Origin of the sequence: Cupriavidus malaysiensis, assembly GCF_001854325.1 — a bacterium.
GTDB classification, from domain to species: domain Bacteria; phylum Pseudomonadota; class Gammaproteobacteria; order Burkholderiales; family Burkholderiaceae; genus Cupriavidus; species Cupriavidus malaysiensis.
Window position 1 is genome coordinate 4,005,675 of sequence record NZ_CP017754.1, and the last position, 17,846, is coordinate 4,023,520.

At 67.9% G+C, this 17,846-nt stretch carries 17 protein-coding genes; 9 read left to right on the forward strand and 8 right to left on the reverse strand.

Annotation, left to right across the window (positions count from 1 at the left end; translation table 11 throughout):
• Positions 1-23: 23 nt before the first annotated feature.
• Positions 24-1,004 carry a LysR family transcriptional regulator gene (locus BKK80_RS18125; RefSeq protein ID WP_071015421.1) on the reverse strand — a complete coding sequence of 327 codons (981 nt, stop codon included), beginning with the start codon at positions 1,002-1,004 and terminating at the stop codon, positions 24-26.
• 298 nt (positions 1,005-1,302) lie between these two features.
• Here BKK80_RS18125 and BKK80_RS18130 point away from each other — a divergent pair, with 298 nt between their 5' ends.
• On the forward strand, positions 1,303-1,905 hold the full coding sequence (locus tag BKK80_RS18130) for a flavin reductase family protein (RefSeq protein WP_071015424.1): 603 nt from the start codon (positions 1,303-1,305) through the stop codon (positions 1,903-1,905).
• Positions 1,906-1,999: 94 nt separating this feature from the next.
• Here BKK80_RS18130 and gap read toward each other — a convergent pair whose 3' ends face one another.
• The gene (gene gap / locus BKK80_RS18135) at positions 2,000-2,998 is read right to left on the reverse strand and encodes a type I glyceraldehyde-3-phosphate dehydrogenase (protein ID WP_071015427.1); all 999 of its coding nucleotides are present in this window, start codon (positions 2,996-2,998) and stop codon (positions 2,000-2,002) included.
• Between the two features lie 100 nt (positions 2,999-3,098).
• The gene (tkt, locus tag BKK80_RS18140; protein WP_083384145.1) at positions 3,099-5,132 is read right to left on the reverse strand and encodes a transketolase; all 2,034 of its coding nucleotides are present in this window, start codon (positions 5,130-5,132) and stop codon (positions 3,099-3,101) included.
• Positions 5,133-5,577: 445 nt separating this feature from the next.
• Here tkt and BKK80_RS18145 point away from each other — a divergent pair, with 445 nt between their 5' ends.
• From BKK80_RS18145 to BKK80_RS18155, 3 genes are read left to right on the forward strand one after another with little or no spacing between them, the layout of a single operon-like run.
• Positions 5,578-6,000, forward strand: coding sequence for a VOC family protein (locus BKK80_RS18145; protein ID WP_071016579.1), 423 nt, complete (start codon positions 5,578-5,580; stop codon positions 5,998-6,000).
• Positions 6,000-6,740, forward strand: a complete 741-nt coding sequence (locus BKK80_RS18150; RefSeq protein WP_071015431.1) for a 16S rRNA (uracil(1498)-N(3))-methyltransferase — start codon at positions 6,000-6,002, stop codon at positions 6,738-6,740. The genes BKK80_RS18145 and BKK80_RS18150 overlap by 1 nt, the downstream gene beginning before the upstream one ends.
• A 42-nt stretch (positions 6,741-6,782) precedes the next feature.
• Positions 6,783-7,373: a YidB family protein gene (locus tag BKK80_RS18155; protein WP_071015434.1), complete on the forward strand. Its 591-nt coding sequence runs from the start codon at positions 6,783-6,785 to the stop codon at positions 7,371-7,373.
• A gap of 84 nt (positions 7,374-7,457) precedes the next feature.
• Here BKK80_RS18155 and BKK80_RS18160 read toward each other — a convergent pair whose 3' ends face one another.
• The 3 genes from BKK80_RS18160 to BKK80_RS18170 all read right to left on the reverse strand — a co-directional run bounded on the left by BKK80_RS18160 (position 7,458) and on the right by BKK80_RS18170 (position 11,109).
• Positions 7,458-8,078 carry a barstar family protein gene (locus tag BKK80_RS18160; protein ID WP_071037894.1) on the reverse strand — a complete coding sequence of 207 codons (621 nt, stop codon included), beginning with the start codon at positions 8,076-8,078 and terminating at the stop codon, positions 7,458-7,460.
• Positions 8,075-8,455: a guanyl-specific ribonuclease gene (locus BKK80_RS18165; protein WP_071016581.1), complete on the reverse strand. Its 381-nt coding sequence runs from the start codon at positions 8,453-8,455 to the stop codon at positions 8,075-8,077. Before BKK80_RS18165 ends, BKK80_RS18160 begins: the two co-directional genes overlap by 4 nt.
• A gap of 329 nt (positions 8,456-8,784) precedes the next feature.
• Positions 8,785-11,109, reverse strand: a complete 2,325-nt coding sequence (locus tag BKK80_RS18170; RefSeq protein WP_071015439.1) for an NADP-dependent malic enzyme — start codon at positions 11,107-11,109, stop codon at positions 8,785-8,787.
• A gap of 396 nt (positions 11,110-11,505) precedes the next feature.
• On the opposite strand from BKK80_RS18170, the gene thiL reads away from it, so the two are divergent.
• From thiL to BKK80_RS18185, 3 genes are all read left to right on the forward strand, one after another.
• Positions 11,506-12,486, forward strand: coding sequence for a thiamine-phosphate kinase (gene thiL / locus BKK80_RS18175; protein ID WP_071015441.1), 981 nt, complete (start codon positions 11,506-11,508; stop codon positions 12,484-12,486).
• Positions 12,487-12,616: 130 nt separating this feature from the next.
• Complete coding sequence (locus BKK80_RS18180) at positions 12,617-13,183, forward strand: phosphatidylglycerophosphatase A family protein (protein WP_071037893.1); 567 nt, start codon at positions 12,617-12,619, stop codon at positions 13,181-13,183.
• 91 nt (positions 13,184-13,274) lie between these two features.
• The gene (locus BKK80_RS18185) at positions 13,275-13,772 is read left to right on the forward strand and encodes a CinA family protein (RefSeq protein ID WP_071015446.1); all 498 of its coding nucleotides are present in this window, start codon (positions 13,275-13,277) and stop codon (positions 13,770-13,772) included.
• Positions 13,773-13,799: 27 nt separating this feature from the next.
• Here BKK80_RS18185 and pyrF read toward each other — a convergent pair whose 3' ends face one another.
• Entirely contained in the window at positions 13,800-14,618 is an 819-nt protein-coding gene (pyrF, locus tag BKK80_RS18190; protein ID WP_071070912.1) for an orotidine-5'-phosphate decarboxylase, read from the reverse strand.
• Between the two features lie 191 nt (positions 14,619-14,809).
• On the opposite strand from pyrF, the gene BKK80_RS18195 reads away from it, so the two are divergent.
• Positions 14,810-15,694: a DMT family transporter gene (locus BKK80_RS18195; RefSeq protein ID WP_071070390.1), complete on the forward strand. Its 885-nt coding sequence runs from the start codon at positions 14,810-14,812 to the stop codon at positions 15,692-15,694.
• Between the two features lie 439 nt (positions 15,695-16,133).
• A complete protein-coding gene (gene corA / locus BKK80_RS18200; RefSeq protein WP_071015451.1) occupies positions 16,134-17,096 on the forward strand; it encodes a magnesium/cobalt transporter CorA in 963 nt (320 codons plus the stop codon).
• 21 nt (positions 17,097-17,117) lie between these two features.
• Here corA and mtgA read toward each other — a convergent pair whose 3' ends face one another.
• Positions 17,118-17,819, reverse strand: coding sequence for a monofunctional biosynthetic peptidoglycan transglycosylase (gene mtgA / locus BKK80_RS18205; protein WP_071016585.1), 702 nt, complete (start codon positions 17,817-17,819; stop codon positions 17,118-17,120).
• Positions 17,820-17,846: the final 27 nt, after the last annotated feature.

A 17,846-nucleotide genomic window follows, 5' to 3' on the forward strand; every position in this document is an offset into this window, starting at 1 on the left:
GCCAAGCCAGACGGGCAACCCCTTCAGAGGTCCTGCTCGGCAACCGCCGGCGTGCCCTGCTGCGGCGCCGGCAGGCTCTCGAACTCGCCCACCACCTGGCGGAACAGGCCGCGCGCCCAGACCAGCATCGGATGCGTGTTGCGGCTGCGGTGCCAGAACATGTTGAGGCCCAGCGTGGTGTTGATCTCCGCCGGCAGCGGGAAGGCCTTCAGGCCGTAGGTCTCGCAGGCCATGTCCTTGGTCAGGGCGTTGACCGTGAAGATCATGTCCGTCTGCGCTGCCAGTTCTGCCTGCGCACGCCAGGAATGCACAGTCAGCGTGGCATTACGCTTGAGGCCGCGCTGCTGCAGTGCATAGTCGAGCGGGATCAGCGAGGGCGCGGCACGGCCGGTCGAACCGGATGGCGCCATGAATATGTGGCTGCAATCCAGATACTGGTCGAGCGTGCAGCCGCCCTTCAGCACCGGATGCTGGCTGCGCGCGCAGACCCACAGGTTCAGCGAACTGACCATCTCCTCGACGATTTCCGGATGGCGCGTCGGATACGGCGAGAAAGCCAGGTCCAGCTCGTTCGCTCGCATCGCGGCGATGTCGGCCTCCCAGGAATGGGACTCCACCAGGCGCAGGTGCAGGTCCGGCGCGAGTTGCTTGACGCGCAGCACGAAGCGATTGAAAACCGTGTCGCCAAGTTCGGCGGAAAAACCGATATGCAGCGTACCGGTGGCGATGCCCGGATCGAAATTGTCCGCGTCACCCTCGTTGATCGAGGTCCACAGGTCCAGCATGTCGCGGATTTTCGGCCCCAGTTCCAGGGCGCGTGGCGTCGGCGTGAGGCCGTGCGGCACACGGATGAAAAGCGGATCGTCGAAGATTTCGCGCAGACGACCCAGCGAATGCGAAACCGCTGGCGCCGTCATATGCATCTTTTCGGCGACATAGGTTGCGTTCCGCTTGCTCAGCAGCTCGGTGAAAATCACCAGCAGCTTGGTGTCAACGTTCACCATGGTTGTGCCCGGCTCGGTTCCCTTTTTCCAGATGGCGGCCTCATTTACACGAGCTGCACATCAGATATCAATAAATCAATGTAAACACTGGCAGTGTAAGTTGAATTTTCCACTCCGGAAAGCGGATTTCGCATTCTGAACGTCGAGAAAACCCTGCTTTGGTAGGGATAATATCTTTTCTGTTACGGACATAAGTCTGGAACGGCACCCCGACGCCTGCCGGCGCTGCGCAATATAATGCGCGAAGCGCGGCACGCCAGCCCGGACCGGCAGCCGCCCTCCCTGCCCGACGACCACCATGCCCAGCCACCGCCACCCCGTTGAACTCGCCAAGGCCTACCGACTGTTGAACCATGGCCCCACGGTGCTGGTCAGTGCTGCAGCCGGAGGCCGTCGCAATATCATGGCCGCCGCCTGGGCCATGCCACTCGACTTCGCCCCGCCCAAGGTCGCCGTGGTGCTCGACAAGAGCACGTGGACGCGGGAGCTGCTGGAGGACAGCGGTGAGTTCGCCCTCCAGGTCCCCACGCGCGCCCAGGTCGACCTGACCCAGGCACTCGGTTCGAGCAGCGGGCGCGAACTGGTCGAGCGCGACGGCGCCGACAAGTTCGAAACCTATGGCCTGGCAAGCTTCGCCGTGGCGGAAACCAGCGCGCCGCTGCTGGAGGGCTGCGCGGCCTGGCTGGCCTGCCGCCTGCTGCCCGAGCCCGCCATCCAGCAGCGCTACGACCTGTTCCTGGGGGAAGTCGTGGCGGCCTGGGCGGATGCCCGCGTATTCAGCAAGGGCCGCTGGCATTTCGAAGGGCATGATGCGCTGCGCACCATCCATCATGTGGCCGGCGGACATTTCCTGCTCGACGGTGATGCGATCGATGCGCGTCCCCTGCCCGGCCGGACATGAGTCACGTGCCAGGCACGTCCAACGAAAAACGCGCCCGAGGGCGCGTTTTTCGTTGGACGGCGGCCGCGATGGGCCGCCCCGGGGGCGATGATGCTTACTTCGCCACCACGCGGACCATCTCCAGCACCTTGTTGGAGTAGCCCCACTCATTGTCGTACCAGCTCACGACCTTGATGAAGGTGCCGTCCAGCGCGATACCGGCCTCGGCGTCGAAAATCGAGGTACGGGCGTCACCGCGGAAGTCGGTGGCAACCACCTTGTCCTCGGTGTAGCCCAGCACGCCCTTCAGCGCGCCCTGGCTCTGGGCCTTCATTTCGGCGCAGATCTCGGCGTAGGTCGCGGCCTTGTCCAGCTCGACGGTCAGGTCGACCACCGAGACGTCGGAGGTCGGCACACGGAACGACATGCCGGTCAGCTTCTTGTTCAGCTCGGGGATCACCACGCCAACGGCCTTGGCTGCGCCGGTCGACGACGGGATGATGTTCTCCAGGATGCCGCGGCCGCCGCGCCAGTCCTTGTTGGACGGGCCGTCGACGGTCTTCTGGGTGGCGGTGGCAGCGTGCACGGTGGTCATCAGGCCACGCTTGATGCCCCACTTGTCGTTCAGCACCTTGGCGACCGGCGCCAGGCAGTTGGTGGTGCAGGAGGCGTTCGAGATGATCGCCTCGCCCTTGTAGGTCTTGTCGTTGACGCCGAAGACGAACATCGGGGTGTCGTCCTTCGACGGTGCCGACATGATCACCTTCTTGGCGCCCGCATCGATGTGCTTCTGCGCGCCTTCCTTGGTCAGGAAGATGCCGGTGGATTCGACCACCACGTCGGCGCCGATCTCGTCCCACTTCAGTTCGGCCGGATCCTTGACCGCGGTCAGGCGGATCTTCTTGCCATTGACGACCAGGGTGTTGCCCTCGACCGACACCTCGCCGTCGAAGCGGCCGTGCACCGAGTCGTACTTCAGCATGTACGCCAGGTAGTCGGGTTCCAGCAGGTCATTGATGCCGACGACTTCGATGTCGTTGAAGTTGGCGACGGCGGCACGGAACACCATGCGCCCGATACGGCCGAAGCCGTTGATGCCGATCTTGATGGTCATTGTCACTCTCCTGAAATACCTGATCGATGAATGCGACGTGGCCGCCGCGCCTGCCCGGCGGGCGGCGCAGCGGCCGCCCCGGAGGCTCTGCGGCCGCTGATTACGCGAGCGTGGCGCGCACCGTGTCGGCCACGTTTTCCGCCGTGAAACCGAAGTGCTTGAACAGCACGCCGGCCGGCGCGGACTCGCCGAAGGTGTCGATGCCGACCACGGCCTGCACCTGATACTTCCACCAGAAATCGCTCACGCCCGCCTCCACGGCCACGCGCGGCACGCCCGCGGGCAGCACCGAAGCCTTGTAGGCGGCGTCCTGCTTGTCGAACACCGTGGTGGCCGGCACCGACACCACGCGCACGTGCACGCCGTCGATGGCCAGCTGATCGGCGGCGGCGACCGCCAGCGCGACTTCCGAACCCGTGGCCAGGATCACGGCGTCGGGCCGCTTGCTCTTCGGGTTCACGCTGTCGCGCAGCACGTAGCCGCCGCGCGCGATCTGGGCGCGGGTGGCGTCGTCGCGGCGCTGGAACGGCAGGTTCTGGCGGCTGAAGATCAGGCAGCTCGGGCCGTCCTCGCGGCGCACCGCGTGAGCCCAGGCCACCGCGGTCTCGGTGGTGTCGGCCGGACGCCAGACATCCATATTGGGGATCAGGCGCAGGCTGGCGACGTGCTCGACCGACTGGTGCGTCGGACCGTCCTCGCCCAGGCCGATGGAATCGTGGGTGAATACGAACAGTGTGCGGATGCGCATCAGCGCCGCCATGCGCAGCGCGTTGCGGCTGTAGTCCGAGAAGGTCAGGAAGGTGCCGCCGTAGGGGATGTAGCCGCCATGCAGCGTGATGCCGTTCATGATCGCGCTCATGCCGAACTCGCGCACACCGTAGTTGATGTGGTTGCCCCAGGCGTCGGCGCGCACGGCCTTGCTGCCGCTCCAGTTGGTCAGGTTCGAGCCGGTCAGGTCGGCAGAGCCGCCGAGGAACTCGGGCAGCACCGGGCCGAAGGCCTCGATGGTGTTCTGGCTGGCCTTGCGGCTGGCAATGGTCTCGGCCTTGTCCTCGCACTTGGCGATGAAGGCTTCCACGGCCGCCTCGAAGGCACCGGGCAGCTCGCCGCGCATGCGGCGCTGGAACTCGCCGGCCTCGTAGGGGAAGCGCTCGGCATAGGCCGCGAACAGGGCGTTCCAGGCCTTCTCCAGCGCCTGGCCGTTGGCCTTGGCGTCCCAGGCCGAATAGACCTCGGCGGGCAGTTCGAACGGCTCGTGGGCCCAGCCCAGCGCCTCGCGCGTAGCCTGGATCTCGGCGCCGCCCAGCGGCGCGCCGTGCACGTCGTGGCCGCCTTCCTTATTGGGCGCGCCCTTGCCGATCACGGTGCGGCAGCAGATCAGGGTCGGCCGGTCGCTGGCCTTGGCCTGGGCGATGGCGGCGTCCACCGCGTCGGTGTCATGGCCGTCGACGGCGCGGATCACGTTCCAGCCATAGGCCTCGAAGCGCTTCGGCGTGTCGTCGGCGAACCAGTGCACGACGTCGCCGTCGATCGAGATGCCGTTGTCGTCCCACAGCGCGATCAGCTTGTTCAGCTTCAGAGTACCCGCCAGCGAGCAAGCCTCGTGGCTGATGCCTTCCATCAGGCAGCCATCGCCAAGGAAGACGAAGGTATGGTGGTTGACGATGTCGAAGCCCGGGCGGTTGAACTCCTCGCCCAGCAGACGTTCGGCCAGCGCCATGCCCACCGCATTGGTGATGCCCTGGCCCAGCGGGCCGGTAGTGGTTTCCACGCCCGGGGTGATCGCATACTCCGGATGGCCGGGGGTCTTGCTGTGCAGCTGGCGGAAGTTCTTCAGTTCCGCGACCGGCAGGTCGTAGCCGGTCAGGTGCAGCAGCGCATACAGCAGCATCGAGCCATGTCCGTTCGACAGCACGAAACGGTCGCGGTCGGCCCACTTCGGATTCGTCGGGTTGTGCTTCAGATGGCGCGCCCACAGCGCTACGGCGATGTCTGCCATCCCCATCGGCATGCCGGGATGGCCGGAATTGGCCTGCTGGACGGCGTCCATGGCGAGCACGCGGATTGCGCTGGCCATCAGCTTGGCGGGCTGAGAAGCGTAGGGACTTGTGGCGGGATGTGCGAGGGCAGACATGCGACGGGAACCTGGCGGGAAAAGCGCGATTTTACCAGAAGGCCGAGGCATTTCCGGGCCTGCCGGGAGCGTTCCCGCCTGCGGCACACCCTGGATGGAATGGCCGGCGCCGGGCCTTGCCGGCGCGCCGGGCGGCGCCACGCGGCCGGCAGCGGCGTGCTCGCCGCACCGCCAGGCGGAAATACCGCAAAGGGCACGTTTCAACCGCGTCTCCCGCCTGGGCGGATATGCCGAGCGCAGCAGGTCCCGGACATCCGCACGGATGGCCCCACTGCCGATGGCCGCGCCACGCCGCGCCACGCCGCGCCGCGCCGCCGCCCGCGGGCCTGCTTCGACAGCGGCGACGCCAGCGCGTAAGATGCCCACTCGCACCGCGCAAGACGCCCGCCCCGTTCCGGCGTCCGCGCCCGGTTTCCGCTGCACGGAAACGACCACGGAGATGCTCATGACCCGACCGGCCAACACGCCCTGGCTCACCCCCTACCTGACCGTGGCCAATGCCCGCGCCGCCCTGGACTTCTACTCCCGCGCCTTCGGTTTCGCCGCCGGCGACGTGGTCGACGAGAACGGGGTGCCGATCCATGCGGAAATGCGCTACCAGGACGAACTGGTGCTGATGTTCGCGCCGGAAGGCGCCTGGGGCAGCACGGCCCGCTCGCCCCGCTCGCTGGGCGTGGAATGCCCGCAGACCTTCTATGTCTACTGCGACGACGTCGATGCCATGCACGCGCGCGCGGTGGCGGCCGGCGCCACCAGCCTGATGGCGCCGGCCGACCAGTTCTGGGGCGACCGCTACTGCATGGTGGTCGACCCCGACGGCTATCGCTGGGGCTTCGGCAAGCCGCTCGCCAAAGCGGGTGCCGCCTGATGCCGCCCCGCTTCTTCGTCGCCGAGCCGCTGGCGGCCGGCGCCGACCTCGCCTTGCCGGAATCCGTGGTGCGCCACGTCCAGGTGCTGCGCCTCAACCCGGGCGACCCCATCACCCTGTTCGACGGCCGCGGCGGCAGCTACGCGGCCGTACTGCTGGACCTGGGCAAGCGCCAGGCAGTTGCGCGCGTCGGCGCACAGACGCACGACGAGGCCGAGCCCCCGCTGCGCGTGACGCTGGCGCAGGGCCTGGCAGGCGGCGACAAGATGGACTGGTTGATCGAAAAGGCGGTCGAACTCGGCGTAGCAGCCGTGCAGCCGCTGCAGGCAGCCCGCAGCGTGGTGCGCCTGGCCGGCGAGCGCGCCGACAAGCGGCGCGCGCACTGGCAGGCCCTGGTCGAGGCGGCGTGCGAGCAGTGTGGACGCAACCGCGTGCCGGCCGTTGCCCCGATCGTGCCGTTCGAGGCCTGGCTGGCCCGGGCCGGCACCGGCGAGCGCCTGCTGCTGACGCCGCGCGCCAGCCAGCCGCTGGTGACGCTGGCCGCACAGCGACGCGAGACCTGGCTGGCCGACGGGCTGACGTTGCTGATCGGCCCGGAAGGCGGGCTCAGCCCGGAAGAAGAGGATGCCGCCCTGCGCGCCGGATTCACCGGCGTGTCACTCGGGCCGCGCATCCTGCGCACCGAAACGGCCGGGCTCGCCTGCCTGGCCGCCTTGAACGCCGTGCTTGGCGGATTCTGACGGCCGCAGGCGGGCCGTCGCTCTCAGTGGAAGGAGTCGATCATGGGACTACTCGATAGCGTGCTGGGCGGAGTGCTGGGGCAACGTGACGCGGCGCAGGCCGGCGGCGGCAATCCCAAGCTGATGCTGGCGCTGGGCTTGCTGGCGATGCTGGCCGCGCGCCACCAGGGCGCCGGCGAGGCGCAGGCCGGCCAGGCGGAAAGCCAGGGCGGGGGCCTGCTCGGCAGCCTGGGGGGCCTGCTGGGTGGCCTGACCGGCGGCAACGGTGCCGCGGCTGGCGGCGCTGGCGCGGGCGGCCTGGGGGATCTCGGCTCACTGCTGGGCGGGCTGCTCGGCGGCCAGGCCGGCGGCGCACCGAGCGAAAGCGCGGCAGCGGGCGGCATCGGCGTGTTGCAGCAGGTGCTCGCGCAGGCCGGCCTCGGCCAGCAGGTGGCGTCCTGGATCGGCACCGGCGCCAACCAGCCCGTCAGCGCTTCCGACCTGAGCAGCGCGCTGGGCCACACCGGCGCACTCGCCTCGCTGGCACAGGCCACCGGCATGTCGACGGACGATGTCGCCGCTCATCTCAGCGAAGGCCTGCCGGAACTGATCGACAAGCTGACGCCGAACGGCCAGGTACCCCCGGCGGCCTGACGGCGGCTCGCCGCCCGCATGCATGAAAACGGCCCGCAGATGCGGGCCGTTCTTCCTTCCGGCTTGCGCCGGTTCAGGCAAAGATCAGGCGAAGGAATAGAAGACGCGGAACTGGACCTTGCGCTCGCCCCAGAATTCGGCCGCGTCGCGGAACACGTCGAGCAGGACCTCGCGTGCTTCCTTGTCGAACTTCTGCGCCACCGGCAAGCCCTCCAGCACGATCACGAAGCCGGGCTGCTGGCCTGCCTTGTAGATCATGTCGGTCAGGCAGTCGGCCAGCGCATCGAAGTTCTTGCCGAAATGCTTGGGGAACAGGAAGGCGGTGGCGATCGTCTCCAGCACTTCCGCCTTGCTCGCGCAGTGCGCGCAGTTGGCATAGAGGAAATGCTGGCCCAGGTCCGCCGCCGCCCTGGCGAGTTCGGGCACGCGGAAGGCTCGGATCGACTGGACGATGTTCGGACGCACCGTCTTGAACAGGTTCATGGCATCCTCGTTGGCGCCCTCGGCGCCGGCCACGGCGCCCGCGGAGGCGGGCGCTGCCGGGGCAGCAGGGGGGAGGTTGTGCGAGAGCTCGGGACGCGGCATCGCCAGCACGTTGTCGTAAAGATTTCGGGCCTGGTTCTGCGCCCGCTGCCAGCCATCTCCGGCGCCGCGCTCTTCGCGGGCGGCAAGGGCGTCGCCCAATCCGAAAATGTCAGTCATCATTTGCTTATCCGTTTGAAGCTGTTGTAGTGGTCTTCCGTGTAGTAGCAATCGTTGGCGGCACGCTGGTCGCCGCCGCAGACGATGCGTTTGGCACCCCGGTTGCGCCCGCCGCTCTTGACCGTGTACTCGCGGTAATAGCCACGCGGCTGCGCCGGCAGGACACGCTCGTAGTTACCGAAGCGGGAGCCGTCCTTGTCATACGGGAACGGTCCACCGGCCTCGATCCGCTCCAGGGTACGCTGTGCTTCCTTGGGCAGTTCCTGCGCGGCGATGGTTCCCACCGCCGTGTCCGGCTGCTGTCGCGCCAGCACCGGCTGGACCAGCAGGCAGGCGGCCAGGGCCAGGCTGCCCGCGAGGCATGCCGCCCGTTTCGCCAGGGACTGCGGTGTCGCGCGCTGCGTCAGAGAATTCTGGGAACCCACTTGGTAGTCTTGGTTGAACCGGCAACCTGCCTGAGGCCCGGACATCGGGGACAGACCGCTCGCCCTGGCCGAGCTTGCAGCAACATCGAGACGCGCATCACGATGCGTATGCATCGAAGGCGTAAGGTTACGCGCATGCGTCCAAATAATCAATCCCTGCGCCAGATGCGGCAGGAATTGTTCAATCGTATCAAGATGTTAAATGAAGGTGTGCGCATACTAACCTCCCAAGCGCAGAAACAAAAAAAGCCGGGCGGGCCCGGCTTCGGAAAAGTCAGCGCGACCTAGCGCTTGGCCGCGGCATCGGCCACCACCAGGGCCGTCATGTTGACGATGCGGCGCACCGTCGCCGACGGCGTCAGGATGTGGGCCGGCGCCTTGACACCAAGCAGGATGGGGCCGATCGCCACATTGTTGCCCGCCGCCACCTTCAGCAGGTTGTAGGCGATATTGGCCGAGTCGATGTTCGGGCAGACCAGCAGGTTGGCCTCATCCTTCAGCACGCCGTCCGGCACCAGCGTATTGCGCAGCTTCTCGTCGAGCGCGCAATCGCCGTGCATCTCGCCATCGACCTCCAGGTCCGGCGCGCGCTCGCGCAGGATCGCCAGCGTCTGCCGCATCTTCTGCGCGGACGGGGCCTCGGAGGTGCCGAAGTTGGAATGCGACAGCAGCGCCACCTTGGGCACGATGCCGAAGCGTTTCAGCTCATCGGCCGCCATCAGCGTGATCTCGGCCAGTTCACTGGCGCTCGGATCGATGTTGACGTGCGTGTCGACCAGGAAGATCTGGCGCCCCGGCAGCACCAGTCCGTTCATCGCGGCATAGACCGTATTGGAGCAGCCGAGCACCTGGTCGATGTAGCGCAGGTGGGCGGCGGTGCTGCTGACGGTGCCGCACACCATGCCGTCGGCCTCGCCATTCTTGATCAGCATGGCGCCGATCAGCGTGGTACGGCGGCGCATCTCCAGCTTGGCGTACTGGGGCGTGACGCCCTGGCGCGCCATCATCCGGTAGTAGGACTCGGAATACTCGCGGAAACGCGGATCGTTCTCGGGATTGACGACGGTGAAGTCGATTCCCTCGCGCAGGCGCAGGCCGAAGCGCTCGATGCGATGGGCCAGCACGGCGGGACGGCCGACCAGGATCGGGTTGGCCAGCCGCTCATCGACGATCACCTGCACCGCGCGCAGCACGCGCTCCTCCTCGCCCTCGGCGAAGACGATGCGTTTCTTCTCCGCTTCCAGCTTGCGCGCCGCCGCGTAGATCGGCTTCATCAGCGTACCGGAGTGGTAGACGAACTGCTGCAGTTGCTGGCGGTAGGCATCCATGTCCTCGATCGGGCGCCGGGCGACGCCGGACTGCATGGCCGCCTCGGCCACCGCCGGCGCGATCTTGACGATCAGGCGCGGATCGAAGGGCTTGGGGATCAGGTATTCCGGCCCGAACGACAGGTCCTGGATGCCGTAGGCCGAAGCGACGATGTCGCTCTGCTCCTGGCGCGCCAGGTCGGCCACCGCGTGCGCGACCGCGATTTCCATCTCGCGCGTGATAGTGGTGGCGCCGCAATCGAGTGCGCCGCGGAAGATGAAGGGGAAACACAGGACGTTGTTGACCTGGTTCGGATAGTCGGTGCGGCCGGTGGCGATCACCGCGTCGGGACGCACCTCCTTGACCAGTTCCGGCATGATTTCCGGATTGGGGTTGGCCAGTGCCAGCACCAGCGGCTTGTCGGCCATGCGCTGCACCATGTCCTGCTTGAGCACGCCGGCCGCCGACAGGCCCAGGAAGATGTCGGCCCCGTCGATGACCTCGCCCAGCTTGCGCTTGTCGGTCTTCTGCGCAAAGCGGGCCTTCTCGGGGTCCATCAGCTCGGTACGGCCCGCGTAGACCACGCCGGCCAGATCTGTCACCCAGATGTTCTCGACCGGCAGGCCCAGGTCGACCAGCAGGTCCAGGCAGGCCAGCGCCGCCGCGCCGGCGCCGGAGGCCACCAGCTTGACCTTGGCGATGTCCTTGCCGACCACCTTCAGGCCGTTGATCACCGCGGCGCCGACCACGATGGCAGTGCCGTGCTGGTCGTCGTGGAAGACGGGGATCTTCATGCGCTCGCGCAGCGTACGCTCCACGTAGAAGCACTCCGGCGCCTTGATGTCTTCCAGGTTGATGCCGCCGAAGGTCGGCTCCAGCGAGGCGATGATGTCGACCAGCTTTTCAGGGTCCTTCTCGTCGATCTCGATGTCGAAGACGTCGATGCCGGCGAACTTCTTGAACAGCCCGGCCTTGCCTTCCATCACCGGCTTGGAGGCGGTCGGGCCGATATCGCCCAGGCCCAGCACGGCGGTACCGTTGGTCACCACGCCGACCAGGTTGCCGCGCGCGGTGTAGCGGAAGGAATTGGCGGGATCGGCGACGATCTCCTCGCAGGCGGCGGCCACGCCGGGCGAATAGGCCAGCGCCAGGTCGCGCTGGTTGGATAGCGGCTTGGTCGGCGTGACCGAGATCTTGCCCGGGGTGGGAAACTCGTGGTACTCGAGCGCGGCTTTGCGCAGCGCCTCGCGTTGCTGCTGCTTGAGCTCGTCTTGGGACGTGGGCTGCTGGGAACTGGTCATCGGCGCGTCTTCCGGTCAGCGGAGCCTGGATGGTGAGGACGAGGCGACGGGCCGGCTCCACCCGCCCGCGCCTCCTGCCCGTGCCTGCCACCGGGCCGCCGGCCGCCGCTGCGCATGGTCTGCCAGGGCGCCCGCTTCGCTTGAATCGGAGCGGGAATTTTATATTGTGAAATATTATTTCACAATCAGCATTTCCCACGAGTCGCCATTGCGATTCGGTACAATCTGGCCACCTGCCATGTGGCATGCGCCAGGCGCCGCCGGCGCCCCTGGCGCGCAGCATGGCTGCCTGCCGACGATAGTCCTTTTTAGTCCTTTTGCGGCTGTCGCGCTGCGATTTCCGTTGCGGCGCGCCCCTCTCGCCGGCCGCCTCCCCACCACCGGTCCAGATCCACCATGTCCGACGCCGCCAGCGCCCCGCTCTCCGAATTCGAGCTGATCCGACGCTATTTCACCCGCCCCGCGCAGAAGGCGGCACTGGGCGTCGGCGACGACTGCGCCCTGCTCGAGGCACGGCCGGGCCATCTGCTCGCGATCAGTACGGACATGCTGGTCAGCGGGCGGCATTTCTTCCCCGACGTGTCGCCTGAGGCCCTGGGCCACAAGGCGCTGGCGGTCAACCTGTCCGACCTCGCCGCCATGGGCGCCGAGCCGCGCGCCTTCACCCTGGCGCTGGCGCTGCCCGAGGCCGACCCCGACTGGCTGGCCGGGCTGGCGCGCGGCATGCTGGCCCTGGCCGACGCCCACGGCTGCGAGCTGATCGGCGGCGACACCACGCGCGGGCCGCTCAACCTGTGCCTGACCGTGTTCGGCGACGTACCGCCCCAGGCAGCGCTGCGCCGCGACGCTGCCCGCGCCGGCGACGACATCTGGGTGTCCGGCACGCTCGGCGACGCGCGCCTGGCCCTGGGCGACTGCCGCGGCGAATGGCTGCTGCCCGAGCCGGAGTTCACGCAGGTGCGCGAGCGCATGGAACGGCCCACGCCGCGTGTCGCGCTCGGCCTGGCGCTGCGCGGTGTCGCCCATGCCGCACTCGATATTTCCGACGGATTGCTGGGTGACCTCGGCCACATCCTCGAGCGCTCGCAAGTGGGCGCCCTGGTCGATGTCGATGCACTGCCACGTTCCACGGTACTGGCGCAGCAGCCGGCCGACCTGCAGCTCGAATGCCTGCTGGCCGGCGGCGACGACTACGAGCTCTGCTTCACCGCCCCGGCCGGCGCGCGCGACGCGGTGCGCGCCATCGGCAGGCGCCTCGAGCTGCCCCTGGCGCGCGCCGGCTCGATCACCGCCGAGCCCGGACTGCGCCTGGTCAACCGCTGGGGCAGCCCGATCGCTTATGCGGGCAGGAGCTTCGATCATTTCGCGCCGGGCTGAAGCCCGGCATGCGGCGCCCGGCCAACTGGCACGCGGACGGCCGCCGTGCCATGATGCGGGACGTGCCGCCGGTGGCGGCGCCAGCTGCCGCAAGACACCATAAGACAAGAACCAGACGAGCCAAGCCTTGATGTCCGCCAATCCGTCAGGACCCGCGCCCCGCGATCCTGCCATGACCCTCGACGCCGGCCAGACCGCCAAAGTGATGCGTCCGACCGCCCGCTTCATGCTGTCCCACCCCGCCCACCTGATCGCGATGGGCTTCGGTTCGGGACTGTCCCCGGTCAGCCCGGGCACCGTGGGCACGCTGTACGGATGGCTGTCCTACGTCGTCATTTCGATGTGGGTCCAGCCCTTCACCTGGCTGTGGCTGATTGCCGGCGGCTTCGTGCTGGGCCTGTGGGCCTGCAACCGCACGGCCCGGGACATGGGCGTGCACGACCACGGCAGCATGGTCTGGGACGAGATCGTCGCCATCTGGCTGGTGCTGGCCTTCGTCACGCCGACCAGCTTCTGGGGCCAGTTCGCCGCCTTCCTGTGGTTCCGCCTGTTCGACATCGCCAAACCCGCCCCGATCGGCCACTACGACCGCAGCCTCAAGGGTCCCGGCCTGCGCGGCGCCTTCGGCGTCATGTTCGATGACGTGCTGGCTGCCTTCTATACGCTGCTGGTGTTCGCCATCTGGCGCTCGATCTAGAGGATCCACACGCGCGACGCCCCCTTGCTACCGGCCGCCAAGCCCAGCCAACGCCTCTCTACGCTACTCAACGCCTTCCCGTCTTCCGACCATGCCCGTCAGCCGCCTGCTCGAACAACTCGCCATCCAGGCAGGAACCGTCCTCGCCGATCGCTCGCTGATGCTCGCCACCGCCGAGTCCTGCACCGGCGGCCTGGTGGCGGCGGCCGTCACAGACATCTCCGGCTCGTCGGGCTGGTTTGAGCGCGGCTTCGTCACCTACTCGAACGAGGCCAAGACGACCATGCTGGGCGTGCCGGCCAAGCTGATCCGCGAACACGGCGCGGTCAGCGAGGAAGTCGCGCGGGCGATGGTGGACGGGGCGCTGCTCAACAGCCGTGCCCAGGTGGCCCTGTCGATCACCGGCGTGGCCGGGCCGAACGGCGGCACGCCGGAAAAGCCGGTGGGCATGGTCTGCTTCGGCTGGAGCAACCGCGTCACCACCATCGTGGAAACCCAGCGCTTGCGCGGCGACCGGGCCCAGGTACGCCGCCAGGCCGCCGAGCACGCGCTGCGCGGCCTGATCGAGCTGGTGCGCAGCGAGGCCTGAGCCGCGCCGGCCGGGCCGGCGCGGCCCTCAGCCGTGGCGGTAGCGGTTGATGGTATCGCGCGTCTGCTGCGCGACCGTACGCGCGGCGCTGGCGAAGTCCTTCTCGCGGCTGGCATACAGGATGGCGCGCGAAGAATTGATCATCATGCCGGTACCGTCGGCGGTGCGGCCCGCCTTGACGGTGGCCTCGATATCGCCGCCCTGGGCGCCGATGCCCGGAATCAGCAGCGGCATATCGCCCACGATCTCACGCACCTTGGCGATCTCGTTGGGGAAGGTTGCGCCTACCACCAGGCCCATCTGACCATTGGTATTCCAACGCTCGCGCGCGGACTCGGCCACGATCTGGTAGACCGGCTTGCCGTCCACCTGCAGGAACTGCACGTCGGAGCCGCCGGCATTGGAGGTGCGGCACAGCACGATCACGCCGCGCTCCGGGTAGGCCAGGTAGGGCTGCATCGAATCGAAGCCCATGTAGGGACTGACCGTGACCGCATCAGCCTGGTAGCGCTCGAAGGCCTCGCTGGCGTAGTGTTCGGCGGTGGAGCCAATGTCGCCGCGCTTGGCATCGAGGACCACCGGGATGCCGGGGTGGGCGTCATGGATATAGTGGATCAGCTGCTCGAGCTGGTCCTCGGCGCGCTGGGAATGGAAGTAGGCGATCTGCGGCTTGAAGGCACAGACCAGGTCGGCCGTGGCGTCGACGATCTCGCGGCAGAAGGCGAAGATGGCGCCACCGGTGCCGGTCAGGGAAAGCGGCAGCTTGCCCGGATCCGGATCGAGGCCGACGCACAGCAGGGAATCATTGCGCCGCCACGCTGCGGCGAGCTGCTCGGTGAAGGTCATGGAATGCTCGGTGTCCTGGTTGGCCGGCGGCTGCACCGGCCGGTTGGCCGCTGGGCGGCGCCGGGGCGCGCCCGTTCCTGCGGCATCGATGCTCATGGCGGGATTTTACCCGCTGCGTGCTATCGTTTCGCGTCTCCTCGCATACAAAGCGTAGCGCGCGCCGGCCTGCTGCGCATCCCCCCTTTGCGCTCATGACCCTCGACCGCCGCGGCCTCGTCCTGCTCGTCCTGCTCACCGTCGCCTGGGGCGTCAACTGGCCGGTCATGAAACTGGGCGTGGCGCATTTCCCGCCGCTGGCCTTCCGCCTGCTGTGCATGGCCGGCGGCGTGGTGGCACTGGGCCTGGCCCTGCGGCTGCGCGGGGAGTCCCTGCGGCTGCCGCGGCGGGACTGGGGCCCGGTGCTGCGCCTGGCCCTGCCCAATATGGTGATCTGGCACCTGTTCGCGATCTGCGCGGTCAAGCTGCTGTCGTCCGGGCGCGCCGCCATCCTCGGCTACACCATGCCGATCTGGGCGGTGCTGTGGGGCCTCCTGCTGTTCCGCGAGCGCCTGGCCGCCCCGGCCTGGGCCGGCATTGCCTGCGCGCTGTCGGGCATCGCCCTGCTGCTGTCGGGCGAGCTGGCCACGCTGACGGGCAGCCCGGCCGGCACCCTGCTGATGCTGCTCGCCGCGGCCGGCTGGGGCTACGGCACCCAACTGATGAAGCGCAGCACCCTGGCGCTGCCGGTCGGCGTGCTGACCTTCTGGATGCTGGTCTGCACCCTGCCCTTCCTGCTCGCCGGCACCCTGCTGCTCGAGAGCGGCTGGCGCCTGCCCGATGCCGTCGAATGGGCCGCCATCGCCTACAACGCGGTGGTCGTGTTCGCCTATTGCCACCTCGTCTGGTTTTCGCTGGCGCGCTCGCTGCCGCCCGCCGTGTCCAGCCTGTCGGTGATGTTCATCCCCGTGGTCGGCGTCTTCTCCGGCATGTGGATGCTGGGCGAGCAGCCGCACTGGCAGGACTACGCCGCCGTGGCGCTGATGCTGGCCGCGCTGGCCTCGGTACTGCTGGTGCCGCTGCTCGGCACGCGTCGCTGAAGCCGGCTCCGACGCCACCGCCTACGCACCAAGATTTCACTTAACAAGCCCCCATGCGTTGGGCTACACTCGCGCCCATCCATAATCCCGGAGAGATTACGTGGGCAGTAGCATCGGGTGTTCGAGCCGTCGTGGCAAGGCCGCGGCAGGCACGGATGCCATGTCACTGCGGGCTGCGTAACGACCGTCGCCGGAGCGCGCGCTCCGCCCGGTCGCCCTTGGCCCGCAGCACGCTGCGGGCGAGCGGCATCCGTCCCCGGCAGGCCTCGCACAGGTGCGACGCCGCCCCGGGACCTCACCTCCCCCCGACCGCCGGCCTGACCGGCAAACGCCATCGCCTTGCGCGATGCCGGCGCCGCCGGCATGCACAGCGCGATCACGCTTGCCAGCCGAATCTGCTCGCGCCTGTCTTGGCCGAACGCAACGAGGAACCCCAGGGATGATCAATCTGTTCGTCCTGCAGAAAGGCCGGCTCGCACAGGAGCAGGTCGACGACCGCAACGAACTGCTGCAGCACAAGCCCATCTGGATCGATGTCGTCAATCCGGACGACGAGGAACTCGCCTGGATCAAGGAAGCCTACGGCGTGGCCCTGCCCGAGCTCGAGGATCTCGGCGACCTGGAAGCCTCGGCACGCTACTTCGAAGGCGAGGACGGCCACCTGCATATCCGTACCGACTTCCTGCTCGACGAGGAAGATGCCTCGCACAACGTGCGCGTGGCCTTCGTGCTGACGCGCGACGTCCTCTTCTCCATCCATGACGAGGACCTGCCGGTGTTCCGCCTGGTGCGCCTGCGCGCCCGCATGCGCCCGGGCTCGGTGCGCAATGCCAAGGACGTGCTGATGGACCTGTACGCGACCGACGCCGAGTACTCGGCCGACTCGATCGAGGAGGTCTACGAGCGGCTGGAAGAGGCCAGCCGGCGCGTGCTGGCGGAGAACGTGACCGATGCCGCCGCCGCCGACGTGCTGGAAACCATTGCGCGCGAGGAAGACCTGAACGGGCGCATCCGCCGCAACGTGATGGACACCCGCCGCGCCGTCTCCTTCCTGATGCGCAGCCAGCTGCTGTCGGCCGAGCAGCAGGACGAGGCGCGCCAGATCCTGCGCGACATCGACTCCATCGAGAACCACACGGCCTTCCTGTTCGACAAGATCAACTTCCTGCTGGATGCCACCGTCGGCTTCATCAATATCAACCAGAACAAGATCATCAAGCTGTTCTCGGTGGTGTCGGTGGCGCTGATGCCGCCCACCCTGATCGCCAGCATCTATGGCATGAACTTCAAGATCATGCCGGAGATCGACTGGTCGCTCGGCTATCCCTGGGCCATCGCCCTGATGGCCGTGTCCGCCGCGGTGCCGCTGGTGTATTTCCGCCGCAAGGGCTGGCTGAGCTGAACGGCACGCCCGGCGCGGCGCTCAGTCCGGCAGCGTGGCGGCGCCCATGCGGCGCGCGATGATGCCGGCCTTGGCCTTGAAGTTGACGCGCACATTGGCGCAGTATTGCGTCTTGTCGAAGCACTTGGGCGCCGGCAGCGCCGCCGCCAGCCGGGCGGCCTGGCCCACGCTCAGCCGCGCCGCGCTGGTCTTGAAGTAGTGCTGGGCCGCGGCCTCGGCGCCGAACACTCCCTCGCCCCACTCCACCGAGTTCAGGTAGATCTCGAAGATGCGCTGCTTGTCGAGCCAGAACTCGAGCATCCAGGCGATGGCCAGTTCCTGGCCCTTGCGCAGGTAGTGCTGCTCCGGCGACAGGAACAGGTTCTTGGCCAGTTGCTGGGTGATGGTGGAGCCGCCGCGCACGATGTGGCCGCGCTGCTTGTTGCGCTCCCAGGCATTGAGCATGGCGTCGAGCTCGTAGCCGGGATGGTTGACGAAGTCGGCGTCCTCGCTGGCGATCACCGCGCGCTTGAGGTTGCGCGAGATATCGTCGTAGGACACCCAGCGGCGCTCGATGCCACAGCCCCACAGCCTGGCGCCGCAGAGCCGCCAGCGCTCGGCGCGCATGAAGCTGGTGCTCGACGGATTGAGAACCTGCCAGGCCGCGATCTGGCAGAAGAAATAGAGCTGCATGACCAGCACGCCGGCCAGCAGGCAGCCGGCCAGGTAAGCCAGCCAGCGCAGCGGATGCATGGGGTGCCGGCCGGCGGC

Bases quoted from the DNA above. Each gene is read 5' to 3' on its own strand.
- BKK80_RS18170 (WP_071015439.1), bottom strand. From the start codon at position 11,109: ATGACCAGTTCCCAGCAGCCCACGTCCCAAGACGAGCTCAAGCAGCAG.
- corA (WP_071015451.1), top strand. From the start codon at position 16,134: ATGATCAATCTGTTCGTCCTGCAGAAAGGCCGGCTCGCACAGGAGCAG.
- pyrF (WP_071070912.1), bottom strand. From the start codon at position 14,618: ATGACCTTCACCGAGCAGCTCGCCGCAGCGTGGCGGCGCAATGATTCC.
- gap (WP_071015427.1), bottom strand. From the start codon at position 2,998: ATGACCATCAAGATCGGCATCAACGGCTTCGGCCGTATCGGGCGCATG.
- thiL (WP_071015441.1), top strand. From the start codon at position 11,506: ATGTCCGACGCCGCCAGCGCCCCGCTCTCCGAATTCGAGCTGATCCGA.
- BKK80_RS18155 (WP_071015434.1), top strand. From the start codon at position 6,783: ATGGGACTACTCGATAGCGTGCTGGGCGGAGTGCTGGGGCAACGTGAC.
- BKK80_RS18150 (WP_071015431.1), top strand. From the start codon at position 6,000: ATGCCGCCCCGCTTCTTCGTCGCCGAGCCGCTGGCGGCCGGCGCCGAC.
- BKK80_RS18180 (WP_071037893.1), top strand. From the start codon at position 12,617: ATGTCCGCCAATCCGTCAGGACCCGCGCCCCGCGATCCTGCCATGACC.
- BKK80_RS18195 (WP_071070390.1), top strand. From the start codon at position 14,810: ATGACCCTCGACCGCCGCGGCCTCGTCCTGCTCGTCCTGCTCACCGTC.
- BKK80_RS18185 (WP_071015446.1), top strand. From the start codon at position 13,275: ATGCCCGTCAGCCGCCTGCTCGAACAACTCGCCATCCAGGCAGGAACC.
- BKK80_RS18145 (WP_071016579.1), top strand. From the start codon at position 5,578: ATGACCCGACCGGCCAACACGCCCTGGCTCACCCCCTACCTGACCGTG.
- BKK80_RS18130 (WP_071015424.1), top strand. From the start codon at position 1,303: ATGCCCAGCCACCGCCACCCCGTTGAACTCGCCAAGGCCTACCGACTG.
- tkt (WP_083384145.1), bottom strand. From the start codon at position 5,132: ATGTCTGCCCTCGCACATCCCGCCACAAGTCCCTACGCTTCTCAGCCC.
- BKK80_RS18125 (WP_071015421.1), bottom strand. From the start codon at position 1,004: ATGGTGAACGTTGACACCAAGCTGCTGGTGATTTTCACCGAGCTGCTG.
- BKK80_RS18160 (WP_071037894.1), bottom strand. From the start codon at position 8,078: ATGATGACTGACATTTTCGGATTGGGCGACGCCCTTGCCGCCCGCGAA.